Annotated in this window: 19 protein-coding genes and 2 rRNA genes (1 of these 21 cut by a window edge); 7 read left to right on the top strand and 14 right to left on the bottom strand. The window is 38.7% G+C overall.

Annotated features, from left to right (window positions below):
• Nucleotides 1-75: 75 nt before the first annotated feature.
• On the top strand, nucleotides 76-1,830 hold the full coding sequence (locus tag C3V44_RS09870) for a TonB-dependent receptor (protein WP_106096344.1): 1,755 nt from the start codon (nucleotides 76-78) through the stop codon (nucleotides 1,828-1,830).
• Between the two features lie 114 nt (nucleotides 1,831-1,944).
• Here C3V44_RS09870 and C3V44_RS09865 read toward each other — a convergent pair whose 3' ends face one another.
• From C3V44_RS09865 to pheS, 4 genes are all read right to left on the bottom strand, one after another.
• The gene (locus C3V44_RS09865; protein ID WP_016479913.1) at nucleotides 1,945-3,003 is read right to left on the bottom strand and encodes an RluA family pseudouridine synthase; all 1,059 of its coding nucleotides are present in this window, start codon (nucleotides 3,001-3,003) and stop codon (nucleotides 1,945-1,947) included.
• A gap of 174 nt (nucleotides 3,004-3,177) precedes the next feature.
• Nucleotides 3,178-3,789 (bottom strand): PASTA domain-containing protein, encoded by a 612-nt coding sequence (locus tag C3V44_RS09860; protein WP_106096343.1) that lies wholly within the window; start codon nucleotides 3,787-3,789, stop codon nucleotides 3,178-3,180.
• Nucleotides 3,790-3,851: 62 nt separating this feature from the next.
• Nucleotides 3,852-4,763: an ABC transporter ATP-binding protein gene (locus C3V44_RS09855; RefSeq protein WP_106096342.1), complete on the bottom strand. Its 912-nt coding sequence runs from the start codon at nucleotides 4,761-4,763 to the stop codon at nucleotides 3,852-3,854.
• Nucleotides 4,764-5,060: 297 nt separating this feature from the next.
• The gene (gene pheS, locus C3V44_RS09850; protein WP_002673912.1) at nucleotides 5,061-6,083 is read right to left on the bottom strand and encodes a phenylalanine--tRNA ligase subunit alpha; all 1,023 of its coding nucleotides are present in this window, start codon (nucleotides 6,081-6,083) and stop codon (nucleotides 5,061-5,063) included.
• A 738-nt stretch (nucleotides 6,084-6,821) separates the two neighbouring features.
• Here pheS and C3V44_RS09840 point away from each other — a divergent pair.
• Together C3V44_RS09840 and C3V44_RS09835 are read left to right on the top strand one after the other, a co-directional pair.
• Nucleotides 6,822-9,305, top strand: a complete 2,484-nt coding sequence (locus C3V44_RS09840; RefSeq protein WP_106096340.1) for a zinc-dependent metalloprotease — start codon at nucleotides 6,822-6,824, stop codon at nucleotides 9,303-9,305.
• A gap of 47 nt (nucleotides 9,306-9,352) precedes the next feature.
• The gene (locus C3V44_RS09835; protein WP_254425484.1) at nucleotides 9,353-10,507 is read left to right on the top strand and encodes a Bcr/CflA family multidrug efflux MFS transporter; all 1,155 of its coding nucleotides are present in this window, start codon (nucleotides 9,353-9,355) and stop codon (nucleotides 10,505-10,507) included.
• Nucleotides 10,508-10,614: 107 nt separating this feature from the next.
• Here the strand turns inward: C3V44_RS09835 and C3V44_RS09830 are convergent, their stop codons facing one another.
• Genes C3V44_RS09830 through C3V44_RS09815 form a run of 4 tightly spaced genes read right to left on the bottom strand, consistent with a single transcriptional unit; the run spans nucleotide 10,615 to nucleotide 13,131 of the window.
• On the bottom strand, nucleotides 10,615-11,127 hold the full coding sequence (locus tag C3V44_RS09830) for a zeta toxin family protein (protein WP_106096338.1): 513 nt from the start codon (nucleotides 11,125-11,127) through the stop codon (nucleotides 10,615-10,617).
• Nucleotides 11,128-11,140: 13 nt separating this feature from the next.
• A complete protein-coding gene (locus C3V44_RS09825) occupies nucleotides 11,141-11,932 on the bottom strand; it encodes a glycoside hydrolase family 16 protein (protein WP_106096337.1) in 792 nt (263 codons plus the stop codon).
• A 5-nt stretch (nucleotides 11,933-11,937) separates the two neighbouring features.
• Entirely contained in the window at nucleotides 11,938-12,606 is a 669-nt protein-coding gene (gene aat, locus C3V44_RS09820; protein WP_106096336.1) for a leucyl/phenylalanyl-tRNA--protein transferase, read from the bottom strand.
• A 3-nt stretch (nucleotides 12,607-12,609) separates the two neighbouring features.
• Nucleotides 12,610-13,131, bottom strand: coding sequence for a DUF3127 domain-containing protein (locus tag C3V44_RS09815; protein ID WP_106096335.1), 522 nt, complete (start codon nucleotides 13,129-13,131; stop codon nucleotides 12,610-12,612).
• A 1,063-nt stretch (nucleotides 13,132-14,194) separates the two neighbouring features.
• Between C3V44_RS09815 and C3V44_RS12430 the strand changes: the two genes are divergently transcribed.
• The 3 genes from C3V44_RS12430 to C3V44_RS12420 all read left to right on the top strand — a co-directional run bounded on the left by C3V44_RS12430 (nucleotide 14,195) and on the right by C3V44_RS12420 (nucleotide 15,285).
• Nucleotides 14,195-14,527, top strand: a complete 333-nt coding sequence (locus tag C3V44_RS12430) for a DUF3784 domain-containing protein (protein ID WP_254425434.1) — start codon at nucleotides 14,195-14,197, stop codon at nucleotides 14,525-14,527.
• A gap of 32 nt (nucleotides 14,528-14,559) precedes the next feature.
• Complete coding sequence (locus C3V44_RS12425) at nucleotides 14,560-14,889, top strand: hypothetical protein (RefSeq protein ID WP_002673985.1); 330 nt, start codon at nucleotides 14,560-14,562, stop codon at nucleotides 14,887-14,889.
• Nucleotides 14,890-14,958: 69 nt separating this feature from the next.
• Nucleotides 14,959-15,285: a hypothetical protein gene (locus tag C3V44_RS12420; RefSeq protein WP_106096333.1), complete on the top strand. Its 327-nt coding sequence runs from the start codon at nucleotides 14,959-14,961 to the stop codon at nucleotides 15,283-15,285.
• Nucleotides 15,286-15,368: 83 nt separating this feature from the next.
• Here the strand turns inward: C3V44_RS12420 and C3V44_RS09790 are convergent, their stop codons facing one another.
• The 4 genes from C3V44_RS09790 to C3V44_RS09775 all read right to left on the bottom strand — a co-directional run bounded on the left by C3V44_RS09790 (nucleotide 15,369) and on the right by C3V44_RS09775 (nucleotide 22,284).
• Nucleotides 15,369-15,620, bottom strand: coding sequence for a GlsB/YeaQ/YmgE family stress response membrane protein (locus tag C3V44_RS09790; protein ID WP_106096332.1), 252 nt, complete (start codon nucleotides 15,618-15,620; stop codon nucleotides 15,369-15,371).
• Between the two features lie 333 nt (nucleotides 15,621-15,953).
• Nucleotides 15,954-20,234, bottom strand: a complete 4,281-nt coding sequence (cas9, locus tag C3V44_RS09785) for a type II CRISPR RNA-guided endonuclease Cas9 (RefSeq protein WP_106096331.1) — start codon at nucleotides 20,232-20,234, stop codon at nucleotides 15,954-15,956.
• 181 nt (nucleotides 20,235-20,415) lie between these two features.
• Nucleotides 20,416-20,868: a D-aminoacyl-tRNA deacylase gene (gene dtd / locus C3V44_RS09780; RefSeq protein WP_053581847.1), complete on the bottom strand. Its 453-nt coding sequence runs from the start codon at nucleotides 20,866-20,868 to the stop codon at nucleotides 20,416-20,418.
• 519 nt (nucleotides 20,869-21,387) lie between these two features.
• Nucleotides 21,388-22,284 (bottom strand): YafY family protein, encoded by an 897-nt coding sequence (locus C3V44_RS09775; protein WP_254425433.1) that lies wholly within the window; start codon nucleotides 22,282-22,284, stop codon nucleotides 21,388-21,390.
• A 272-nt stretch (nucleotides 22,285-22,556) separates the two neighbouring features.
• Here C3V44_RS09775 and C3V44_RS09770 point away from each other — a divergent pair, with 272 nt between their 5' ends.
• Nucleotides 22,557-22,988: a septal ring lytic transglycosylase RlpA family protein gene (locus tag C3V44_RS09770; protein WP_106095782.1), complete on the top strand. Its 432-nt coding sequence runs from the start codon at nucleotides 22,557-22,559 to the stop codon at nucleotides 22,986-22,988.
• An 84-nt stretch (nucleotides 22,989-23,072) separates the two neighbouring features.
• Here C3V44_RS09770 and rrf read toward each other — a convergent pair.
• Nucleotides 23,073-23,183, bottom strand: a 5S ribosomal RNA gene (gene rrf / locus C3V44_RS09765).
• 226 nt (nucleotides 23,184-23,409) lie between these two features.
• Nucleotides 23,410-23,492, bottom strand: a 23S ribosomal RNA gene (locus tag C3V44_RS09760); it runs 2,762 nt beyond the window's last position.

Here is a 23,492-nt window from a genome sequence, read left to right as displayed (position 1 = left end):
TCTCTACAATTCCCCCCTTTGAGGGGGGCTAGGGGGATGTTTTAGTACAACACCTAAACCCTAATTTCTAAACAAATGAACAAACACATCACATATATTCTAACAATGCTTTTGTTCTCTGCCTCAACAATGGCAGTCGCTCAAAGCCGTAAAGACAGCCTCTCTACCAAAGTAGTAGATGTGGTAAAATCATATGCTCCTACAATCGCCGACGCCTACAAAAAGCGTGAAGATGCAAACGTAAAAGATTCGCTTACCGTTAAGAAAAAGCAAATCAACTATACCATCTATTCGGTACCGGTAGCCTCTACTTTTGTTCCCGAAAAAGGCAAAGCAGCTTCGGTGAAACCAAAAGTAATTCGCGAAGACTATTTAGATTCTTATCTCGGTGGTGGTTTCGGTATGCTCAATACCTTTTATGCCGATGCCAATATCACTCTCCCAGTAACTGATAACAGTAACGCTTCTTTCTTACTGAATCACATCTCAGCCAACGATGATATGGACGAGGTATACACCGATACCAATTATGCGCTCTCATCGGCTGAGTTGCGTTATGATTTTCAGAACCAAGATGTACTCTGGGGGCTCAATGCCGATATAGGTCGCCGTTTGCACAACTGGTATGGTATCCGTCCCGCTTCTTATACAAGACAACAGTTGATTGGAAAAGTAGATGATGTACACCAAACCTATTTCGATTATGGCGTAGGAGGTTACCTCCAATGGTCTAATCCTTACTTTAAAGGACTTGATTTCAGCGTACGTGGGCTCTACGACCATTTCGATAGTAAAGAATTGAATGTAAAAGCACAACCCACCTTCGAAATTCCTCTTACCGATGACCAAAAAGTTCGTACCAATGTAATTCTCGATTATTACAATGGTAGTTTTACCCGTCAAAATAACTTAGTAAACGAGCTTAACAATCGTTGGATGCTCTTTGGGGTAAATCCTTCTTATCATCTATCTATTGAGAATTTGGACTTAAAATTAGGCGTTGCTTTGATGTATGTAGATGCAAACCAGTCCGATGAAAGCAAGTTTAAAGCTTATCCCGATGTAGAGGCTTCTTATCCGCTAACTGCCGATGCTATTTTGCACGCAGGTATACGCGGTATTATGCAACAAAACACAGTAGAGAAACTCACCAAAGAGAATCCTTTTCTCTCACCTATGCAAGAAATTAAGCCTACCAATGTGCAAGCCGATGCTTTTGTAGCCCTTAAAGGAAAAGTAACTTCCGATTTGCTTTATCGCATACAAGGAAGCTATCGCCAATACAAAGAGATGCCTCTGTTTACTACCAATTCCGAGACCCCTACTATCGCCACCGAAATATTGCCTTATCAATATAACAACTCTTTTAAGTTAGTGTACGACGAAGTAAACGATATGGAGCTTTTAGCTTCTATCGGAGGAAATATAAAAGATGTTTTCTCTTTTACCTTTGAAGGAAGATATAATAACTATAACGCCCGTGTACAGAAAAATAAAACTGCTTGGAACTTGCCCAGCACACGAGTGTCTCTCTTCACCGATTTTAGAATATTACCCAATCTATTTGCTGGATTCGACTTCTTTTATGTAGGAAAACGTTATGACCTCGATTACGTAACTGTTGCAAATCCTATTCCTGATAAGCTCTCTTTGGAAGGTTATTTTGATATCAATTTCCACGCCGATTACACTTTCAACAAACATTGGCAAGTATTCTTAAAAGCCAACAACCTCACCAGTGAGCACTATAAAAAATGGTTGTATTATCCTTCACAAGGCGTACAAGCCTTTGCAGGAGTACGTTATCTGTTTAGCCTAAGTAACAAGTAACATTTATATACTAACAAAACAAACAGCGGTATGAATAGACCATTCATACCGCTGTTTGTTTATTATATCCTCAATTTTTATGTCTTTTATACTTTAATCTCTCTTATTATTCCCTTAATCACTTACCACTGACTTCTTATAATTCCTCCATTTCTCTATACATTGTTGCATATCATTAGGAAGTTCACTATCAAAGCTAAGATACTTGTGAGTAATCGGGTGTTCAAAACCTAAGGTCTTAGCGTGCAAGGCTTGGCGAGGTAATACCGCAAAGCAATTCTCTACAAACTGCTTGTATTTGGCAAAAGTTGTTCCTTTCAGAATCTTGTCGCCCCCATAACGTTCATCGTTGAAAAGGGTATGTCCTATGTGTTTTAAATGCACCCTTATTTGGTGCGTACGCCCTGTTTCTAACTTGCAAGAAATGAGTGTTACATAACCAAAACGCTCTAACACCTTGTAATGGGTTACTGCCTCTTTACCGTGAGAACCATCGGGGAAGACGTCCATTTGCAGGCGGTCTTTTAAGTGTCGCCCAATATGACCACACACCGTTCCTTCGTCTTCTTCTATATTACCCCATACAAGGGCTATATATTCGCGCTGAGTAGTTTTATTAAAAAACTGTTGAGTAAGGTGTAACATCGCCTCTTCGGTTTTAGCCACTACTAAAAGTCCACTAGTATCCTTATCGATACGATGTACCAACCCAGGACGATTGCTACTGTTGTTAGGCAAGTTCTCAAAATGATATACCAATGCGTTGATGAGCGTTCCGCTATAGTTGCCGTGACCAGGGTGTACCACTATACCCGCAGGTTTGTTTACCACCAAAAGGCTATCGTCTTCGTATACTATGTTTAAAGGAATATTCTCGGGCACCAATAAATCCTCGTGAGGAGGGTGAGGAAAAAGTACCTTTACTTCGTCGTTAGCTTTCACACGATGATTAGACTTTACAGGCTCACCATTCACAAAAATATTACCCTGCTTGGCTGCTTGTTGCACCTTGTTACGGGTGGCATTCTCTACAAAGTTCATCAAGAATTTATCCACGCGCAAAGGTTCTTGTCCTTTGCCCGCCGTAAAGGAGTAATGCTCGTAAAGAGAAGGAGCTCCCTCTCCGTCTGGTTCCAAATCGTCTAAATCTTCTATCTCGTCTATATCACGCATTACCTTACATTTGCGCCACAAACTTTGCCAAAGTTTCTAATAGCGTGCGTGCTACGCCCCTTACCAAAGTTTAAATTTATAATAGCCTGCATTGCTCACACTTGCCCGTGCGACTCACACTTGCTAGTGTGGCTCACACCGCCCGTCGTGCTACGACTGCCTGTGCGGCTCACTCTAGTCCCCCATCAGTTCTTCAATAGGTATTTCGGTAGGGATAGTATCGCGAGCCTCTAAGCCGTTGCCACACACAAGGTCTATACGTGAGGTTTTAATAAGCTTATCGCCAGGTTGTACGGTTTTACCGTCGTGTTGCATTTCCAATACCATATCTTTCCCAATATTGTTCACATAAGTAACCCTCCCGATGGCAAGCCCTACCGATTGCAAGGTAGCTACTGCATTCCGGCGCGTTACTTGTATCACCTTAGGCACTGTTACTTTATGATAGCCCGACGGATTGATGTTAAGGTATATTTTGCGGTTCTTCTTTACTCTCTCGGTAGCCTCAGGCGTCTGACTGATTACCGATAGAGGAGGGTATTTAGGGTCGTATTCAGTAGAATCCAACACCTCATAACGCAATTGTTGCTTATCTAATATCACCCCTACTTCGGTAAGTGTTTTCTTGCTCAAATTAGGTACTGTAATGTACTCTCCGTGCGCCGTATAGATGCGCAAGAGTTGCAATACACACCAAACTAATATAATACACGCCACTATGGCAAAAGCAAATTGCCAAGCTAGTTTCTTTCCTGAGTTTTTTAAGAATTCTTTAATCTTTTCCATACTTTGCAAGTATTGTTATGGTGCAAAGGTACAAATATTTTTGAAAAGGACAATACAGCCCCCTACAATATCCTCAACCACACCTTCTCCCCTTTCTCTATGGGGGTATCGTTGTAGAAGTACACTTCCCCTTCTACCGAAGTAGCTTCTATAAGGTATTGTGCTCCTTGAAAATAACAGTATTGTACGGTAGCTTCCCAATCAGAGGTTGCAGTAATGGTAATCTGTTGGGGTTTGAAGAGTTTACCGTTATGCCAACTCACTTCACCAAACAGAGAAGCGGTGTAATAATCGGTATTTTGGAAATAAACCGAAAGCGTATTGTTAAAAAACAATAGCTTCCCGTCTCGCATTATAAGGGTTTTATCGGAGTAAGAAAGTGCGTCTTTACCGTCGTGAGTAGCCACTATACAGCTAATGTTTTGCTCTTTCAAATAGGTGAAGAGAGTGCGTTGTAGTTCGTTCTTTCTAAAATTATCCACCTGACTAAAAGGTTCGTCAAGCAATAACAATTGAGGTTCTTGTGCCAATGCCATTGCCAATGCCACACGCTGTTTCTCACCACCGCTGAGATTCAGTGCTTTTAGGGGCGCAAAACGTTCCATTCCCACCAAGGTGAGCAACTCCATTACGCGCTCTTTTTTATAGGTTAAATCAAGGTTAGAGATAAACTTCCCTACATTTTCAGCTACTGTGTGATAAGGACCTAACCCAAAGTCCTGTGCGAGGTATTTCATCGTTTTAAACCCAGGCACTAACTGCCAAGAAGGACCCCTTACGCGCTCGTTGTGGAAGTGTATAGTACCTTCTTGCACATCAATAAGACCATAAATAGCTTTCAGCAAGGTGCTCTTGCCACAACCACTTTCTCCCATCAGCGAAAGGTGCTCACCTTGCGCCAGCTCAAAAGAAATGTCTTGCAGTATAGGGTCTTGCCCTTCATAAGCAAAGAATATATTTTTAAGGTTTAGCATTGTTTATTTATATGTAAATATTCGCGCTTTGCAAATTATGCAATTCGTATATTGCTTCCCACACTTCGGCAAAGTTTCCCTGTGCCCTAAGGACTCACACCTCCCCATTTCCTCTTTTTCCCATTTTCTCATTTTTCTCATTCCCTCATTTCCTAATTAATCCGCCTCCACATATCCAGCTGAGAGCCCTCGCTAGCTTTGGCTCGGCCTTTTTACCTTTTACCTTTTATCTTTTACCTTCTATCCGCCCGTGCGGCTCGCACCTTTTACCTTTTACCTTTTATCTTTTATCCGCACTTAGAGCGCACTTTTAAACTGTTCCAAGAAACGCATATCGTTCTCATAGAACATACGTATATCCCCTATTTGGTACAAAAGCATCGCAATGCGTTCAACTCCCATACCGAAGGCAAAACCACTGTATACCTCACTATCAAAACCACAGTTTTTAAGTACGTTAGGGTCAGTCATACCACAACCCATAATTTCCAACCAACCAGTACCTTTGGTAATGCGGTAATCCACCTCGTTATTGAGTCCCCAATAGATGTCTACCTCAGCACTCGGCTCGGTAAAAGGAAAGTACGACGGACGCAAACGTATACGCGACTTGCCGAACATCTCCTTAGTAAAGTACAACAAAGTTTGTTTCAGGTCAGCAAACGATACGTTTTTATCTATATATAAGCCTTCTACTTGGTGGAACAAACAGTGTGAACGTGCCGAAATAGCTTCGTTGCGGAATACTCTACCCGGCGAAATCGTCCGTATAGGTGGCTGATGTCCCTCCATATAGCGTATTTGCACCGAGCTGGTATGGGTGCGTAGGAGAATATCCGGATTAGTTTGTATAAAAAACGTGTCCTGCATATCACGAGCAGGGTGATATTCAGGAAGGTTGAGGGCAGTAAAGTTATGCCAGTCGTCTTCTATCTCAGGTCCGTCCGATACGTTAAAACCTATATTAGCAAAGATATTCACAATTTCGTTTTTAACTATCGAAATAGGGTGGCGCGCCCCGATAGGCGAAGGGGTCGCAGGACGACTCAAATCGCCGTATATACCTTTGCTTTCACTGTGTTCTTCCAAACGCTCGCGCCATTCTTGTACTTTGGCTTCTACTTTTTGTTTGAGCTCATTCACCACCTGCCCAAAAGTCTTTTTCTCCTCCTTAGGCACCTCTTTAAAAGCGGTAAAAAAGTCGTTAAGCACCCCCTTTTTACCGAGGTACTGAATGCGGAATTGTTCAAGTTCTTCCTTAGTTTTCGCGCTAAAATCTTCTATCTTAGCAATATGCTCTTTTATTTTATCAATAATCATACAGTAATACGATTTCTCTTTTGTTTTTCCCAAGACGCAAAAGTATAAATAATTTTCCATTTAGCAAATTTACCAATCTACTAATTTTTTAATTTGCTAATTCTCTCATCTGCCAATTCTCTCATTTTCTAATTTGCTAATTCTCTAATTCCCCTTTTTCGTCGCCACATTCCCCCTTTTTCGTCACTCGCTCCTCGTCATTCGTCTCTCGTTCATTCGTCATTACTTCCCTTTTCCGTCATACTCCCCCCTAGCACCTATGGCCTAAGGCCTAATGCCTTTTCTCTTTCTTTCGTCTCGAAACCCTGTTTTTACCGTTTTTTGCATCGTTGTATTATATTATGAGTCAATCACTTATATACCCTTTCTATACCAATCGTCCAAGATTCGTATAAGCTTCCTATAAGCTCTCTATAAGCTAACCCCACCCTTCTAATAGCACTTTCTCACCAAAATTTCTCTCGACCCTCTTCCGTTCTTCTCCGTTATCTTCCGAATAGTCCTAACAACCCCAACACATCGCTTTTTCATCTCAAACTTTGGCAAAGTTAATCTCCTTTGGTACAAGCTTGTAGCTCGTACCCCATTTTCTCATTCTCTCATTTCCTAATTCTCTCATTTCCTAATTTCCTAATTCTCTCATTTGCTAATTTCCTAATTATTTTCTACTTTTGCACCCCAAAATCAAATACTCTCAGATCAGACGTATCTAACAAGTCTAATCCCTGACACCTAATAATGAAAAAACACTTACTTATACTTTTCCTATCATTTACAACAATGATTTTCGCGCAGAAAATACCTGCTGTGAAAGATACCATTACTAAAGATACTACTAAAACCAAAACAACTGAAAAACCCGAAAAAACTCCTGAGCAAAAGCGCGCCGAAGAGTACGCTAAACTCATCAAAAAAAAGGGTATTGAGCGCAACGGACTCTTTACGATTCGCAAAATTGAAGAGAAATGGTACTTTGAAGTCCCCGATTCCCTCCTCAATCGCTATTTGCTATGCGTAACGCGACTCAAAGCGGCTCCTCATAACTTCGGACTCTATGCAGGCGAAAAAGTGAATGAACAAACCGTCTATTTCGAGCAGAAAGGCGATAAAACACTCCTCTTGCGCTCATTTCTAAATCTGCAAGAAGCCGATACCGACGATAATATCTCGGTGGCAGTAGCCAATTCGAGTGCAAATCCTGTGGTGGCATCGTTCACCGTTATCGGGCGCAACCCCAAAACCAAAGCACAGCTCATCGACATCACCGATTTCTTCAAGCAAGACAACAGCGTTACCTCTTTTTCATCGAATACAAAAACCCAAATGAAAATAGGCGCTATCGCTACCGATCGTTCTTTTGTAGACGATATACGTCCTTATCCTATCAACGTAGAGGTCAATACTCTCAAAACGTTCAACGCTTCACCCAGTACCATTCCGTCGGCAAACAAGGTAGGGGCTATTACCTTAGAACTGAATATCTCTATGGTGCTTTTACCCAAAACACCTATGCAAAAACGCCTCTTCGACCCTCGTGTGGGCTTTTTCGCTACCCGATACATCAAGTTCAGCGACCAGCAACAGCGCACCGAAACTGAATATTATATCCACCGTTTCCGCTTAGAACCTCGCAAAGAAGATATCAAAAAATACCTCAGCGGTCAGTTAGTACGCCCCAAAAAGCAAATTGTGTTCTATATCGACCCTGCTACGCCTAAACAATGGCAAAAATACCTCATTTTAGGCGTAAACGATTGGAATGTTGCTTTCGAACAAGCGGGATTCAAAGAGGCTATTGTCGCAAAACCTTGGCCTAACGACCCTTCAATGAGCTTAGAAGATGCGCGCTTCAACGTAATTCGCTACCTCCCTTCCGAAAAAAGTAACGCCTACGGTCCTAACATCGCCGACCCTCGCAGTGGTGAAATTATAGAATGCCACGTGGGCTGGTATCACAACGTGATGAAACTCCTCAATCAGTGGTATATGATTCAGGCAGGCGCTGTCGATAAACGCGCTCGTACTATGGAGTTCAACGAGGAACTAATGGGCGACCTCGTGCGCTTTGTCTCCTCTCACGAAATAGGGCACTGCTTAGGTTTGCGCCACAATATGGGTGCCAGCAGTCAAACGCCTGTCGAAAAACTCCGCGACAAAAAATGGGTAGAAGCCAATGGGCATACCGCTTCTATTATGGACTATGCGCGTTTTAACTATGTGGCACAGCCCGAAGACAACATCAGCAGCAAAGGACTCTATCCGCGCATAGGTATCTACGACAAATGGGCAATCGAATGGGGATATCGCTATTATGGCAACAAATATAAAGACGAGTATGCTGAACAAGAATCTCTTGCCGAAATGGTTACCCAAAAACTCAAAGCCAATCCGCGATTGTGGTTCGGAGGGGAAGGCAAAGATGAAGACCCTCGTGCCCAAACTGAAGACCTTTCGGACAACGTGATGAAAGCCAATACTTACGGATTGAAAAACCTCCGCTATATCGTGCAACATCTCCCCGAATGGACAAAGCAAAATAACGATAAATACGAACATCTCAACGAAATGCAAACCGCTGCCTATATGCAGTATTTCCGCTATTTAAAACACGTGCTCAAACACATTGGCAATAGATATGTGGGCATCATCGGTGAGAAAGAAGTCTATAAAGAAGTACCCAAAGAGAAGGTAAAAGAAGCTATTAACTATTTAGATAAAGAACTTTTTGAAGCGCCTTTGTGGTTATATCCTCAGGAAATAGTAGAAAAAACAGGAGCAACCCCCGATAAGAACATCATCAGTATGCAAAACCTTACCCTGAGTGTGCTTTTAGGAGAGCAAACCCTCTACAACCTTTATAACCAATCGCTCACCTCCAAAAATCCTTATCCGCTAAACGAATATCTGCAAGATGTATTCAAAGCGGTATGGAAACCCCTCAACCACCCCGATGCGCGTCAAAACACTTATCGCCGTGGGATAGAACGCTTGTACCTCTCTCAAATCGATAGGCTCATCAATGCACCTGCCGACGCTAAAAACAGCAAAGCTGCGAGCATACAGCAAGTATCCGATGTGCGACTCTTTGCCTTACAGCATTTGGATATGATTGAGGCTTTCGCCAAACAAGCTCTCGCCAAAGAACCTGCTTCATCTATTAACCATCTACACTACCAAGAAATTGTAAAGGAAATAGAACGTATTAAAGACCCTAAAAAATAGTGTTAGAACTCAAAGACTCAAAACCCGACCTACTGTTTATCCTCATTATGGGACTCTTATCGATGCTCACCCCGCTGGCTATCGATATGTATCTCCCTGCTTTTGTGAAGATTGCTAACGATTTGAATGTATCCGAAGAGATGATATCTCAAACCTTAGCACTCTTTACCCTTGGTTTTGCTTTTGGGCAACTCTTCTGGGGACCTCTTTCCGATAGTTATGGGCGCAAACCTATCATTCTCATTGGGATTATCACCTCAGCATTGGTATCGTTAGTGATTACGCAAATTCACCATATCCATCATTTTTATATACTGCGCTTTGTGCAAGGCTTTTTTGGAGCATCGCCGGCGGTAGTAACGGGTGCCCTCTTGCGCGACCTTTTCGCCAAGAACGAGTTCGCCCGCCAAATGTCGATGATTATGATTGTCACGATGATTGCCCCGCTCATCGCCCCCGTATTGGGCGGTCACCTCACCGACTGGTTTCATTGGCATATCATCTTCTACGTGCTGATGGTTTTAGGACTCTTGGCGGCGCTCTTAGTGAGTTATAAAATCCCTGAAACGCTTCCTAAGTTCAAGCGTGTTCCTTTGAAAATAGGCAACACCTTGCGTATTTATGGAAAGCTCCTCAGCAACAAAAAGGTATTGGGGTATATTTTCTGCAATTCGCTTTCCTATTCAGGAATGTTTTGCTTTATCACCACGGGCTCTATTGTGTACACCAAACTCTTTGGGGTAGCCCCTCAACACTTTGGGTATTTTTTCCTTCTCAATGTAATTGTAATGATGACAGCAACCTCACTCAATGGCAAATTCGTCACCAAAATAGGCGTAGAAAAATCCTTGCGGTTGGGGCTAACTATCCAACTCATTGCAGGAGCGTGGCTGGTGATATGCGGTATTTTCCATTTGGGATTATGGGCTACGGTAGCAGGCGTTTCAATGTTTGTAGGTTTAGTATCAGTAGTGTCCAGCAGTGCCAATGCCGCCATTTTGGATATGTACCCCGAAGTAGCAGGTACCGCCAATTCACTCACAGGAATGTTGCGTTTTGGCATCGGTTCAGTAGTAGGGGCAGTGCTCTCGCTTTTCGCCATCACCTCCGAGCGCCCAATGGTATTTGCAATGGCAATATGCATAGGAGTAGGCGCCCTCAGCTACTTGCTGTTAGTCGCCCGTCGCACCATTAGCAAATAACTATACCGTTTCTCTGCCTCTCTAAGTCTCTCCAAAACAAAAATCTCACTACTGCGCTTGCTTCCATAAAATAATTCACCATTGACAACTAACATATAATATAAATATCATAGCTCAATATTTACCTTATATGTTTCATCAATCAGTATAAAATTAGTGTTGTGTTTCTTTGCAAAAGCTAAAAACTGTGCATTATCATCTAAAACACTTTCCATTGTACACCAATCATCATCTAAACGGTTTTCTATGACTTTTGCATATTTCTTTATATCATCAAAGTGGGTTTTAATATAGTTTTCACTCATTACAAGACAATAACATTTAATATCCTCGAGATATTTTTTTGTAAAATCTTTCTCCCAGTCAAAAGGAATATATGTTCCTTCAATGATAAGATTTTGTTTGTTTTCTATGGCTGTCTTAATCATTTCACGAATAATAGGCCACATATAATCTGTAAGTGCTTTATCATTTTCTAAGGTAAGTTTAGTATAACCACTGCGAATTAATCCCATTTTTAAGTGATCTATTGATAGATATGGGTATTTATATTTTTCTAATAGCTTTTGAGCTAAAAAAGTCTTACCTGTGTGTGAAGCTCCAGTAATTAAAACAATCATTTTTATACCTCGTTTACCTCTGATAAAACCGCACCCAATCAATATACATTCTCACGGGTTTATCAAACGGCTTTACTTCGCCTACCCATTCACCTCCCAGTTGCATATCAATAATCAAAAAGAAAGGCAAATCAAACGGGAATTGCTTTTCACTCTCCTTACCAGGCATACGCGAGTAGACAAATGAAGGCAGTCCGTTTACGTAAAACCGTATCACATCTCCTTCAAAATCGACTGCATAAGTGTTGTAGTCATCAGGATTAATAGGGAAAGAAGTAGAGTTTTTTGGTCCTGCTTTCTTTTTATGTGTAAATGGCGAATGCACAGTGTGATACACAAAAGGGTCGTAATTTAAGCGTTCTATAAGGTCTATCTCTCCTCCTTCTTCAGGCCATTTAGTGTCTTTGGTAACCAACCATATAGCAGGCCACGCTCCTTGCGTACCTTCTAACTTACAACGCACTTCTATCTTCCCTTTTTGGAAAAACTTCTTTTCTTTAGTCCAAACACCCGCAGTAAGGTAAGGCGAAGGGTCTTTTTTTAAATCTTTATTAGTCACCCCTAAAAGAATCATCTTACCGTCCTTTATCTCAAACAAACTCGGGTCTTTGCTCATTGTGTTGCAACAGTTGTCTCCCCAACGGTTCATTTTTGTCCACACTCCTGTCGAGAAAATATCATTTCTGTCGAAATTATCTTCCCATACCAATTTCCAAGGTTTCTCATTAACCTCCTCTTTTTTAGAACAACCCCAGCTCATAAGAGCCAACGTAAATAGTAATAATGTAAAAGGTCTCATATTCATACAGTTTAAGTTATTATTTTTCGATTTTCTCTTTCTTCATATGCCTTACCTAAAAGCGTTAAAAACTCTTTGCGAGGTATTTCCTCTGCTCCCAAACGCTCTAAATACTCGCTGTATATTTGGCAATCTATCAATGCTATATCGGGGTGTGCTTGCAGGTAGGTGATAAAGCCGTATTCTGAGGCATTATTACGCTTGCTAAACATACTCTCCCCACAAAAGATTTTGCCCATTTTTAGCCCGTATAAACCTCCTATGAGCACATCTCCTTCCCACACCTCTACCGAGTGCGCTATCCCTCTTTTATGCAAGCCTGTATAGGCTTCTATCAGTTCAGGGTGAATCCACGTGCCGTCTTGGTCTTTACGCGGAACAGTAGCACACTGTCGCATCACCTCAGTAAAACAATGGTTATAAGTAACGCGATAAGGTGCTTCGCGTAACATCTTACGCATATGCTTGCTGATATGCAATTTCTCCCGAAAGAGTACAAAGCGAGGGTCAGGACACCACCAAACTACCGGCTCTCCTTCGTTATACCACGGAAAAATACCCTCCGAATACGCCTCAATAAGCCGTTTAGGGGTAAGACTCCCTCCTAAAGCAACAATTCCTTCCTCCGAAGCCGTATCGGGGGAAGGAAAAGATGTTTTATCGTTCGTTAAGTATATCATTCTTTAGAATGGTAAATCGTCTTCCTCAGTAGGGGCAGAAGCTCCCTGTGCAGGGTCTGGTGCACTAAAAGCCTGTTGAGGGGCTTGTGGCGGATACTGAGGGGGCGTTTGTTGGTATTGTGGTGGGGCTTGCTGATATTGCGATGGCGCTTGCTGATATTGTGGTTGTGCATATCCTTGTGGCGGATAAGCTGGTTGCCCCTGTGGTGGATATTGCCCTTGCGGAGGGGGATAGGCTCCTTGTGCCACCTCAGCATTTTCAATACGCCATCCTTGTAAGTTCACAATATATTTAGTTTCTCCTTGTGGGTTTACCCATTCACGACCGCGAATATTGAAACTGATGCGTACCAATTGCCCTACCTGAAAGTTGTCGAGAAGTACACATTTTTCTTGTACAAAGTCAAAAGGGATATACTGGGGGTATTGTTCCTCAGTAGAAATCACCACATCACGGCGTTGAAAGCCGTTTTGTCCTACGGTTTGTGTAGGGCTAATCTTTATAATTCGTCCTTGAATTTCCATATTGGTATTCCTTTTTATTGCTTATTCTGATAATATTTACAAGGGCAAAGATACTATTTTTTTAGTTATCGGCAATACTTATACCCTAAAATATTACAAAACATTTTACTTTTTGCCCAAAAACATTCTATTTACAAGTCTTTGTATAATCATCTACCAACTGTATCATTCCTTCTTTCGTTTTGGTGTTGTATTTAGTAACATCTAACGAAGGACAATTGATATATTTATATTTAGCCAATATTTTTTTGTATTTTATTCGCATTCTTCGAACCGCAAAAATAATGAATTTTGTAATATATACAAGATACATAAAAGAAAACCCTATCATTCCCCCCTTCACCCATCTGTTTTCTCTCGCTATATCCCCTCTTTCCCGTCACTCGCCCCCTCGTCATTCGCCGTTCGTCTCTCGTCATTTTTTCCCTTTTCCGTCTCCACATTCCTCCTTTGAAGGTAGCCAGCGACAGCTGGGTATGTGCACCGCGAGAGATTTTCATCACATTTTCTTCGTCATTCGTCTCTCGTCATTCGTCATTTCATTATTTTTTTCGTCACACTTCCCCCTATTGCCTATGGCCTAAGGCCTATTGCCTTTTCTCTTTCTTTCGCCTCGAAACCCCGTTTTTAACATTTTTAGCGTTGTTGTATTATAGTATGAATCAACTACTTATATACCCTTTCTATACCAATCGTCCAAGATTCGTATAAGCTTCCTATAAGCTCTCTATAAGCTACCCCCACCCTTCTCACAGCCTTTTTTCATCAAAAAACCTCCCAGTCTTTTTGTGATTTCTTCCGTTTCCTTCCGAATTCTCCAGCCCCTCCTCTAACCTATCCGACCCGTCTGAAAAGTCCGCCCCGCCCATTCCCCTTGGTGGTATTATTGATATTTCTGGCATTATTGACATTTACTCCATTTGCTAATCTCTTAATTCTCTAATTCCCTCATTTTCTCATTCCCTCATTTTCTAATTATTTATTGTAACTTTGCCAAAAGTTTAAACGGATTTTGTTATGTTTATCTTTGTCTCGTATTATTAACGTATAAAACTAAACTTTTATGGATACCATAAATTGTATTTTAGGAGTGTTTTACATAACAATGGGATTTCTAATCTCAAAATTTCCTAACTTATTATCAGGCTATAACACATTGTCTGATGAAGAGAAAGAATCTTTAAAAAATACAGGGTATACGCTGTATCTGCGTAATGTCTTTATTATTTGTGGATTAGCTTCTATTTTTTTAACTTTTTTGTCTCGTTCCGTTGTCTGGGACATTGGTGTTTCCATATTACCAGGCTTACTTATTCCCATTTTATCCGTACTACGATTTAATCCTATAAAAAAACAAGCTTCTTCTAAAAAGATTTTTACATTGTTCTTTTCTTAATCGGGGCTGTGTGTATTTTTCTTTATTATGGAATGAGAGAAAGTGATATTGAGGTTAGCAAAGAAAGAATTGAGAATTCAGGTCTTTATCATTTTAATATTAAAATGAAAGATATTGATTCAATAACTCTTGTTAACGAATTACCTAAATTTGTTTTGAGAACTAACGGTTTTGATGTAGGAATCATCAAAAAGGGATTTTTTAAAACCGAAAAAGGAGATGTATATAAACTTTCTTTACGTGTTAATACAAAACCTTACATTAAGATTTATCACTCTAAAAATCAAATACTTCTTTTGAATTATGGCGATTCTATACAAACTTTACAATTATTCAATAATATCAAAACACATATGAAATGAACCCAAATTTTATAATTTCGCCTAAACACTAACTCTTATTACAGACATTCACTAGTAGCTTTTTCTTGTATATCTTGTAGCAAGAATGATGACCCAGCAGACAATGACCTTTTTGTAGGAACCTACAAAGGTAAAATCTCTTACTCCGATAGTCAACAGAAAAAATCCGCTGATAATGGAGCCGTAACAGTTATTAAAACAGGAAATGACTATTATTTCCGTTTTTCAGACGGTATTCCTGACCTTAAAGGTGTTAGCTTCAAAAAAGAAGGAGATAACACTTTAGTAAACATCGACTTGAAAGATGGTGTGAAAATCATTAGAATCAACGCCTCTTCATTGAACATTTTGTATACTACAGATGGAAAAACCTGGATTGCTAACGCAAGTAGGTAATTCTAAAAAAGAAGTACTAAAAAACCCCGAAAATATATATTTTCGGGGTTTTTTCATTTTTAATATGTGCTCTTCCTTCCTTATTACTTCTTTTTAAATATCAAATTTATCAAGAATAAAATAACAATAGCTCCAATAGCTCCTGTCAAGATAGCACCAATCCATCCTCCTCCAAGTGAGACGTGAAACACATCTCCTAAAAGCCAATATCCCACGATACTTCCAAGAATACCAATAATGATATTGCCTATAAGACCTAATCCACTACCTTTGTAGATAGTTCCTCCTAACCATCCAGCGATGGCTCCAATAATAAGTGTTACAATAATATCCATAATTTTTAATATTAAATTAGGGTACAAAGGTAAGAATTATCATCTAAAAAAACAAATAAAAATCATAAAAGGGAGAGGATTCGCTCGCTTTACTTGGCGTTATTGTTCAGATTATTTACTTATACATTTTGTGAATTGCTTTCAAATTTTGTAGTTTTGCGATTGATAACAACCTTAGCTCAGTGATTGAAAGCCGTATCGCCGTTGTGAATTGCTTTCAAATTTTGTAGTTTTGCGATTGATAACAACTTAATGACTCATATAACTTCAAATGGGCAGGATTGCCTAGTATAACATAGTTTAAAGGGTGTTTATTGGTTTTTAAAAAGAGTTTTAATATTCACCTATGCTTACAATATCGCCTAAGTGATTAATACGGACTTTTACGATATCTTTTAACCCTGACAAGCCTTCTCTCTTCCAAGTTGTATTTTTTAGAACATTATCTGTCTCTACATTAGTTTCTAGGTGATGTCTAAAAAAATAATCTTTAGTAGCTATTTTTTGTACTCTAAACAAATTGGGGCTTATCAATTTTTTGTTCTTAGGATCTAACAAGTCTATTTCAGCGGGATTAAAACCTGTTGTTGCATTAGGAAATACGAACATTTCATTCTGTTTCATAGTGAACAGAAATTGCCAACCTTCTGCTTGTTTATAGGTTTTATCAATAATAGGAAGCCCTTGCTGAGCTCGTACGACAGCGTCAAAGAAGGAAACTATTTGTTCCCGCAAATTACCTTCTTTATCCCGATAAATAGCCACGTGGTGGTTATTGCCTGTACTTACATAATCTACAGGAATTTCATTTCCTTCTTTATTCAATGTAGTTTTTCCTAAATGGTCTTTCCCTATGTGCAAAGGTTGAGCGTTGCTCACGCCACTTATAGTAACGCGTTTGATCGCAATTCCTTTTTCTTTATTGAGCCAAATAGGGTTCTTTTCTAAGTCTACAAAGGCTTTCTTAGGATCATTATCGTAGTCTTGGAGTCGCTTGATAAGAATACGTTTTACTCCTTGGTCAATTACTTTTTCAATAGATTTCAAATCTTTGAAATTGTCAGGAGAAATATCTTTCCGAATAGAAAAATCTTCTTCCAAGTAGGTGAGATTTACTTTTTCTGGCAAAGTTTTAGTTTTTGCTTCATCTAAATAAATAGGTTTTTTAGATAGTGCGTTCTTACCTGTAAAGGCTTTTTTAGGGTCGTTGTCATTAGCTTGCAATCTTTTTAACAATGCTTCGCGATAAACAGGATTAGAGACTTTTGCGATAGTTTCTTTATCAAACTTTACACCTATTTTTTCTTCTTTATTGACATAATATTGGTATTTGCCATATATAGTTTCTTTGTGTAGCTGACCTCGTGAAGTGAGTGTGATTTGTTGTTTATCAGTACCAGCAGGTTTATTTACATTTTTGGTAACTACTTTATTCTTTGCTTTGTGCGAAATGAATATTTCTTCGAGATGTTTTTTGGTTACTTGTCTAAAGTTAGGTATAGGTTCTATAAAAACTCTTTTTTCATTACCATTTTCATCATGTATTTTAATGGTTTCTTTTCTTTCTATACCTAAAATATCAGTATATAGTTTATTGTTTTCATCTTTTCGAGCATTTAGATGATTGAGATATTGTATATAGGAAGGTTTAGTAAAGGCGACAGTAAGGGCATCCATTGCGTGGTGGCGATGGTCGTTACGCTTTGTCCAATCTTTTATTACTTCTACTTTTCTACCATCTCGACGTTCTATTATTTCAGTAAGTCCTAACGACTGATATTTAGGCATATTTAGCTCTTTCATCACATCTACCAAGCCCCAGTCTTCGCGCAATCTATCGGTGATACTTCCTGAGGTAGAAAGTACATTTTTAGTTACTTGGAAAAGTATTTCTTTAGCTTTTTTAGCTATGTACTGAGTATCTCTCAGGTCTCTATTGATAAAGTCATCACCTATTTCAGAGGCTTTTTTGAGCAAATTCTTGTATTTAGCAGGAGAAATGCTTTTTGTTTTATAAGCATTCTCTACTCTGGTGAGATATTGATTGAGTTCTTCTTCACTATTTAAAGAAGTAATATAATCAAAAGCAGTATATTCTCCTTTGTCACTATTTATTCTATGGAAAGTCAATGTTTTATTAGAAAAACTATCATCGAACACTCGTGCCTTAGGAACAATGTGTTCTATCTCAATATTTTTACTAAACAACATATCTTGAGCTATAGGGGCATTAGTATATAGTTCTTTATAGCCATTGTGTTCCAATTCTTGATACAAGCGATAACGAATAATATCGGATTTGGTAGGATTCTTGATGCCAAACTGTTTCTGAAGTATTTCGCTAATTTTTTGATGTTCTGATTTAGCTTTATTGATGTTTTGGCTCATTTCATACCTTTTTTGGGCATTTTTCTTCAATTCACGAGCTAATTCAATGCGAATTTCATCGAAATGGAAGTGTTTTGTAATTTTCCCTTCAGCATCTCGTTCACTGTTTTTCTCAATCAAAGCGTTCACTACATTGATCATCTGATTGAGAATCTTCTCAACTACAGGATTTCTCAAAGCGTTCTTTTTAAGTAGTGGAATAATATTTTTCAGTTCACGAGCCTCTAATTCTTCTGTGGTTAAAGATAGTTTAGAGTGCTTATAACCTGCCATTTCACAAGCTGTGCTATACTGATTTTCTTTTATATTAAGGTATATCTTGCGGATAGCTTTAGTAGATAGGCTACCGTAGTCATCTTGCAAGGCTACATTGGCGAGTATTCTAGCGTGTTCTCTCTTAAAAGCGTATTTCTTTTCTAAGATTCGGTAAAGAGTTTCGTTACCAGAGGTAGAATCATCACTTTCATAGGAATAAAGCAAATGCCACAACTGATAGGAATCCTGCTTTTCAAACTCTTTTACAGGCAAAAGAGGGTCAAAATAAAGGATTTTAGTACATATTCCTAATGCTTGGAAGATATCCTTTACCTTTTCTCTGATTTCGGAAGCTGAAAGAGGAGATTCGTCTAAAGACCAATCGTCTTTTGCAGATTTTATCTGTAAAATATCTTTCACATCGTGAGCTTCCATTTCGACAATCTTTAAATAGGCTTCATAGAGTGCTTTTTGAGTGCGATTTCCTTCTAATTGATTGTAGTTGATTTCCCATTCTTGAGGAGAATAGCCTAATAATTTCAGTACTTTATCCGATTTTAGGTTTCCTTTTAAGTTAAGTTCCTCAAAAAGAAGTTGTTTGCATTCCATATCCAAACTAAAAATCGTTTGAGAAGATTCATTGAGCAAATCTAACTGAGTAGTCTTAGCAGAGATTTTCTTTTTCCTGATACCTTTTCTTTTGCAGATAACGTTATTGAGTATTTGCCAAATCTTAAATTCTTGAAACAAAGGAGAGGATTTAGGGACAACACGAGCTCCTATGCTTTTAGTTATAGTTTTTCCGTCTTTTTCTATCTCAATTTCTTTGCTCTCAAACTCACAAAATGATATCAATCCTTTTTGAGATTTAGGTTTACGTTGATAAAAAATTACCACATCACGGATTTGCTTTTTAAGTTCCTCAGTCAATTCTTTGTGAAATGAAGCTTGAGTTTCCCAAATGCGTTCAAACTCATCTAAGTAATCCTGACGGTAAAACACTTTATTTTTAAGGCTATTATGTCTATTTTCCTGAAGCTGTGCATACAAGTATTGCCCTACTGTTTGACGATTGAAATAGAGTTCTTTACTTCTATCGGAAATAGCGCCTAAATAGCCACTTGCATTGTTCAAATTGTTGTTGATTTCGGTTAAGACATAAGCTACTTCTTCTTTTGAAAGTTGTTTAGATATAGCCTCCGCACGCCACTGATAGGCTTGCAAACGAACAGATTCTTTAGAACCTTTGTTCTCAGCTGTGTCAAAATGATATCTTTTAGAAAAAGCTTTTGAAGTAGCATCCTTACCTTTCCCTTGCAATTCTTTATAAAAAATATCTGTTAGGATATCAGGGTAAAACTGTTTTTGAAAATTCCAAACGAGGTCAAATTCTTTTTGTAAATCTGAACGATAAAAGTCTGGGAGGAGTCTTTTATTTTGTTGAAGTAATTGTAGCGATAACTGTCCTGGAGTTAGGTTTTCATCATAAAGGCGCTTTGCTATAGCCATTCCATCTATTGCTTGTCCTTCATCTTCAGTTTTTGCTTTTCTGCTACTTTTATAGCCTCGTTTTTTATTAATAGCCAGTAGTATCCTAGCAAACTCTTCTTTCTCGACACGTTCGGTAACAGCTTTAGCTCTCAATTGCCAAGTAGAATGTGTGGTATTTTTGCCATTTTCAGCTAAAATAGAGGAGGAAGTAATTAGGTTCGCTTTCTGCAATAAATCTATGAGATATTTTCGCCTTTGTTGATAGCGATCAAGATTTAGTCTTGCTCCGTGTTTAAGGGTTCTATTGGCATTAGTAGTTATTGATTTTCCTTTTTCAAAGTCGGATTGTTCATCTGTGGTTAAAGACACAATACGCACTCCTAATTCCTTAATCTCTGATTTTTCTTTGTTTTCATCTTCTACAATATGAGCAAAACCTATTGAAGTGGTGCCCAAATCTAATCCTAATATATGTTTCATTGGTATAATGTTTTTAGAAAGGACAAATGTAATAAATATTTTTATATAAAAATATTTGCACATTAAAAATATTATACCTACTTTTGTCGCACAATTTAAAAGCAATTCACAATAAGGATTTTTTTCCGTTGTGAAAACATTTAAAGGAGCCCTATCATTATATTAGTGATAGGGTTCTTTTTTATTCCCTATTTTTTGTATCTATAAGAATAGTTACAGGACCGTCATTACACAAGGCTACTTGCATCATTGCCCCAAACTGTCCTGTGGGCACTCGCTTGCCTAACAAACTTTCCACTTGCTTTATAAACGTCTCATAGATAGGAATTGCAACTTCTGGACGTGCTGCCTTTATATAGCTGGGGCGATTACCTTTTTTAGTAGAAGCGTGCAAGGTGAATTGCGACACGATAAGCACTTCTCCTCCTACATCTTTTACCGAAAGATTCATCACCCCATTTTCATCGTCAAAAACGCGTAAATTCACCATTTTAGCCGATAACCACGCTATATCCTCATTGGTATCGCTATCTTCTATACCTACCAATACTAATAAACCTTTATTGATAGAAGCTACTGTTTGCTTATCTATATCCACCGATGCGTGAGTTACACGCTGAATAACTACTCTCATAAAATATCTTTTTTTATTACTCTCCAAGCCCTTCTGAGTTTCTCTATCAGATTTGTTAATATGCTGTTTTTTCCTCATCAGCAGAAGCATTCCACTTACATTTTCCTTCTTACCTTGCCAAAAAATTCATCATTACATCTTCTTTCCTTCTCCTTAGCTTCACTTTAAATTCGTCTTAGGTTCGTCTTTTCTTTGTTCATTCTTCGTCTTAAGTTCGTCTTTCCTTCGTTCATTGTTCGTCTTTCCTTCGAATAAACCTCAATTTCCAAATACCTCTCCTACCCTACAATTTTTTTACTATTCATTGTCCATTCAAAAAACTTTTAACTCTTAATTAATTAATTATACACCTTTCCCATAATAATCGTACAAGATTCTCCTGCCAATTCTCCTCACCTTTTGCTAATTATCACCTACCCGTGTGCCTCGCATTGCCTATCGTGCTACGACATTCTGAGACATAATCTCTCACCTACCTACCTCCAAGCATTCACTAACATCTTTTACATCGAAATCACACTATTCTTTGCAAATTAACACATTATCCGATAGTACTTTCACTCTATCACCATACGATTGTATCTCCCTAACAAAGTCTGGTGCAATTTTTAAGCGCAGTTTGAGTACAATTTCATTGTCAGTTTCTCTCACTACCTCTTGCGAAGAATGCAGAGGCATCGCTTTGAGGTATTCCGCCGGATTAGGCATAAAAACTGAATCATTGGGCAATTTTTTAAAGGTAAGCACCACCTCTTCTGCTTGTGCGTGCTCACTATCTACCCACGCCCCAAAACTATCGTCGAAAAAGTGCTCTACGCCCTCCGGTACAGTGTGCTGATATTTAATATCTTTGCTGTCATCTAAACGGGTAATCCTATCCAAGCCAAACACCCGTAGCGCTTTCTTCTCCACATCCCACGCCAACACATACCAACGCCTTTGCGCCTCTTTTAGCAAATAAGGCTCTATCGTACGCACCACCGGTTGTTGGTTTTTATCCCAAAACTTATAATAGTGCAACTTTAGCTGACGATGTTCTTTAATAGCCCTAAGCAAGGGTGAGAGATACTTCGTTCCCGCAGGCAATCGCCTATCAAACTGAATAACTTTAGAAAGATTACCGTAATTTTGCAAAGCTCTGAACACATCAAATGCCTCGAAGAGATTTTGGGTATAGGGGTCATTATCTTCTGTGATTTCGTATGCTTTAAGAGATTTGTTAAACTTAATAATTATATGGTAAACTTCTTTAATAATTTGAATATCACGTTGTAAAGTACGTTTAGCAAGAGGTTGCCCCTCTGTATTCTCTATACTTCTCTCCCAAGCATTCTCTAATTCTTCACTAGTACAGGGTTTGATACGCAATCGTTCAACAATAAAACGATGCCTTGAAAACATTTTCGATAAACTCATTTTCAATATTTTTTCAACAAAAGTATAAAGTTTTTTCAAAACGACAAGTTGTTGCGTCCTATTATTATATTTTTGCTCCCAAGATAAAAAAACAAAGCAAAAGGACGCACATATCATTTTATTTTGTATATTTGCTGGCAGAAACTCATAAAACATATTTTATAGTAAAAACCAGATAAACACAAAATAAACATATTAGTAGCGTTTCGCTTTTATTTTCTAGCTCGAAATACGACCAATAGAAAAGAAACATAAACTAAAAAAGAAAATATATGAAGAGTAACTTTTTGAAAATAGCAATATGCCTTATAGGACTATTAGCTTTACAGGCTTGTAGCACTGTAGATAGCCATAGATATCCTCACGGGAAAAAAGCAGCTACAAAAACTGCGAATATAAAAACAGGCATATATAAGACGAATGTAACAGCTACCTATTATCACGATAAGTTCAATGGAAGAAAAACTGCTAGTGGGGCTGTATTTAGCAATAGTAAGCTCACCACGGCACACCCCTCGTTGCCTTTTGGTACTCAACTAAAGGTTACCAATCGGATAAATGGCAAATCAGTAGTTGTTACTGTTACTGATAGAGGCCCCTTTACCAAAGGGAGAGAACTCGACCTCTCTAAACGCGCCTTTATGGAAATCACTGACAATAAAAACAAAGGATTGATACAGGTAGATATAGAGATTGTAGAATAAGGAGTTTTACTCCTTATTTTTTTGCATTATTAGAAATAAGCAAATAAAAAAAAGAGCAATTCTGATAAAGAATTGCTCTTTATAAGAAGGCGGCGACATACTCTCCCACAACAAGTGTAGTACCATCTGCGCTAAAAGGTTTAACTGCTCTGTTCGGAATGGTAAGAGGTGAGACCTTTGACTATAACCACCTTAAATCGTTTTAGGTAAGAGGTAAGAGGTAAAAGATAAGAGCTTTTTTTAAACTACTTTTTGTATCTTAACTTAAATACCTATTCCTAATTATATTTTTAACATATAGGGATAAAAAACATATTTTTAACTAACAACTTCTTAAGAGATTGATAATTGATAAAACATAAGTAGTATTACACTTTCTTATCTCTTATCTCTTAACTCTTATCTATAAAAAAGAATACTGCGCGAAAAGTCTACGGGTGATTAGTATTACTCGGCTATGATGTTACCACCTTTACACCTGTAACCTATCAACGTGGTCATCTC

This window comes from Capnocytophaga sp. oral taxon 864, from assembly GCF_002998835.1.
Taxonomy (GTDB): Bacteria; Bacteroidota; Bacteroidia; order Flavobacteriales; family Flavobacteriaceae; genus Capnocytophaga; species Capnocytophaga ochracea.
The sequence above is the reverse complement of the archived record's forward strand: the minus strand, read 5'-3'. Positions and strand labels throughout refer to the sequence as shown.

What these genes read in the sequence shown, in the direction of transcription:
- C3V44_RS09870 (WP_106096344.1), top strand. Translation starts at nt 76, where the DNA reads ATGAACAAACACATCACATATATTCTAACAATGCTTTTGTTCTCTGCC.
- C3V44_RS09865 (WP_016479913.1), bottom strand. Translation starts at nt 3,003, where the DNA reads ATGCGTGATATAGACGAGATAGAAGATTTAGACGATTTGGAACCAGAC.
- C3V44_RS09860 (WP_106096343.1), bottom strand. Translation starts at nt 3,789, where the DNA reads ATGGAAAAGATTAAAGAATTCTTAAAAAACTCAGGAAAGAAACTAGCT.
- C3V44_RS09855 (WP_106096342.1), bottom strand. Translation starts at nt 4,763, where the DNA reads ATGCTAAACCTTAAAAATATATTCTTTGCTTATGAAGGGCAAGACCCT.
- pheS (WP_002673912.1), bottom strand. Translation starts at nt 6,083, where the DNA reads ATGATTATTGATAAAATAAAAGAGCATATTGCTAAGATAGAAGATTTT.
- C3V44_RS09840 (WP_106096340.1), top strand. Translation starts at nt 6,822, where the DNA reads ATGAAAAAACACTTACTTATACTTTTCCTATCATTTACAACAATGATT.
- C3V44_RS09835 (WP_254425484.1), top strand. Translation starts at nt 9,353, where the DNA reads ATGGGACTCTTATCGATGCTCACCCCGCTGGCTATCGATATGTATCTC.
- C3V44_RS09830 (WP_106096338.1), bottom strand. Translation starts at nt 11,127, where the DNA reads ATGATTGTTTTAATTACTGGAGCTTCACACACAGGTAAGACTTTTTTA.
- C3V44_RS09825 (WP_106096337.1), bottom strand. Translation starts at nt 11,932, where the DNA reads ATGAATATGAGACCTTTTACATTATTACTATTTACGTTGGCTCTTATG.
- aat (WP_106096336.1), bottom strand. Translation starts at nt 12,606, where the DNA reads ATGATATACTTAACGAACGATAAAACATCTTTTCCTTCCCCCGATACG.
- C3V44_RS09815 (WP_106096335.1), bottom strand. Translation starts at nt 13,131, where the DNA reads ATGGAAATTCAAGGACGAATTATAAAGATTAGCCCTACACAAACCGTA.
- C3V44_RS12430 (WP_254425434.1), top strand. Translation starts at nt 14,195, where the DNA reads ATGGATACCATAAATTGTATTTTAGGAGTGTTTTACATAACAATGGGA.
- C3V44_RS12425 (WP_002673985.1), top strand. Translation starts at nt 14,560, where the DNA reads ATGAGAGAAAGTGATATTGAGGTTAGCAAAGAAAGAATTGAGAATTCA.
- C3V44_RS09790 (WP_106096332.1), bottom strand. Translation starts at nt 15,620, where the DNA reads ATGGATATTATTGTAACACTTATTATTGGAGCCATCGCTGGATGGTTA.
- cas9 (WP_106096331.1), bottom strand. Translation starts at nt 20,234, where the DNA reads ATGAAACATATATTAGGATTAGATTTGGGCACCACTTCAATAGGTTTT.
- dtd (WP_053581847.1), bottom strand. Translation starts at nt 20,868, where the DNA reads ATGAGAGTAGTTATTCAGCGTGTAACTCACGCATCGGTGGATATAGAT.
- C3V44_RS09775 (WP_254425433.1), bottom strand. Translation starts at nt 22,284, where the DNA reads ATGAGTTTATCGAAAATGTTTTCAAGGCATCGTTTTATTGTTGAACGA.
- C3V44_RS09770 (WP_106095782.1), top strand. Translation starts at nt 22,557, where the DNA reads ATGAAGAGTAACTTTTTGAAAATAGCAATATGCCTTATAGGACTATTA.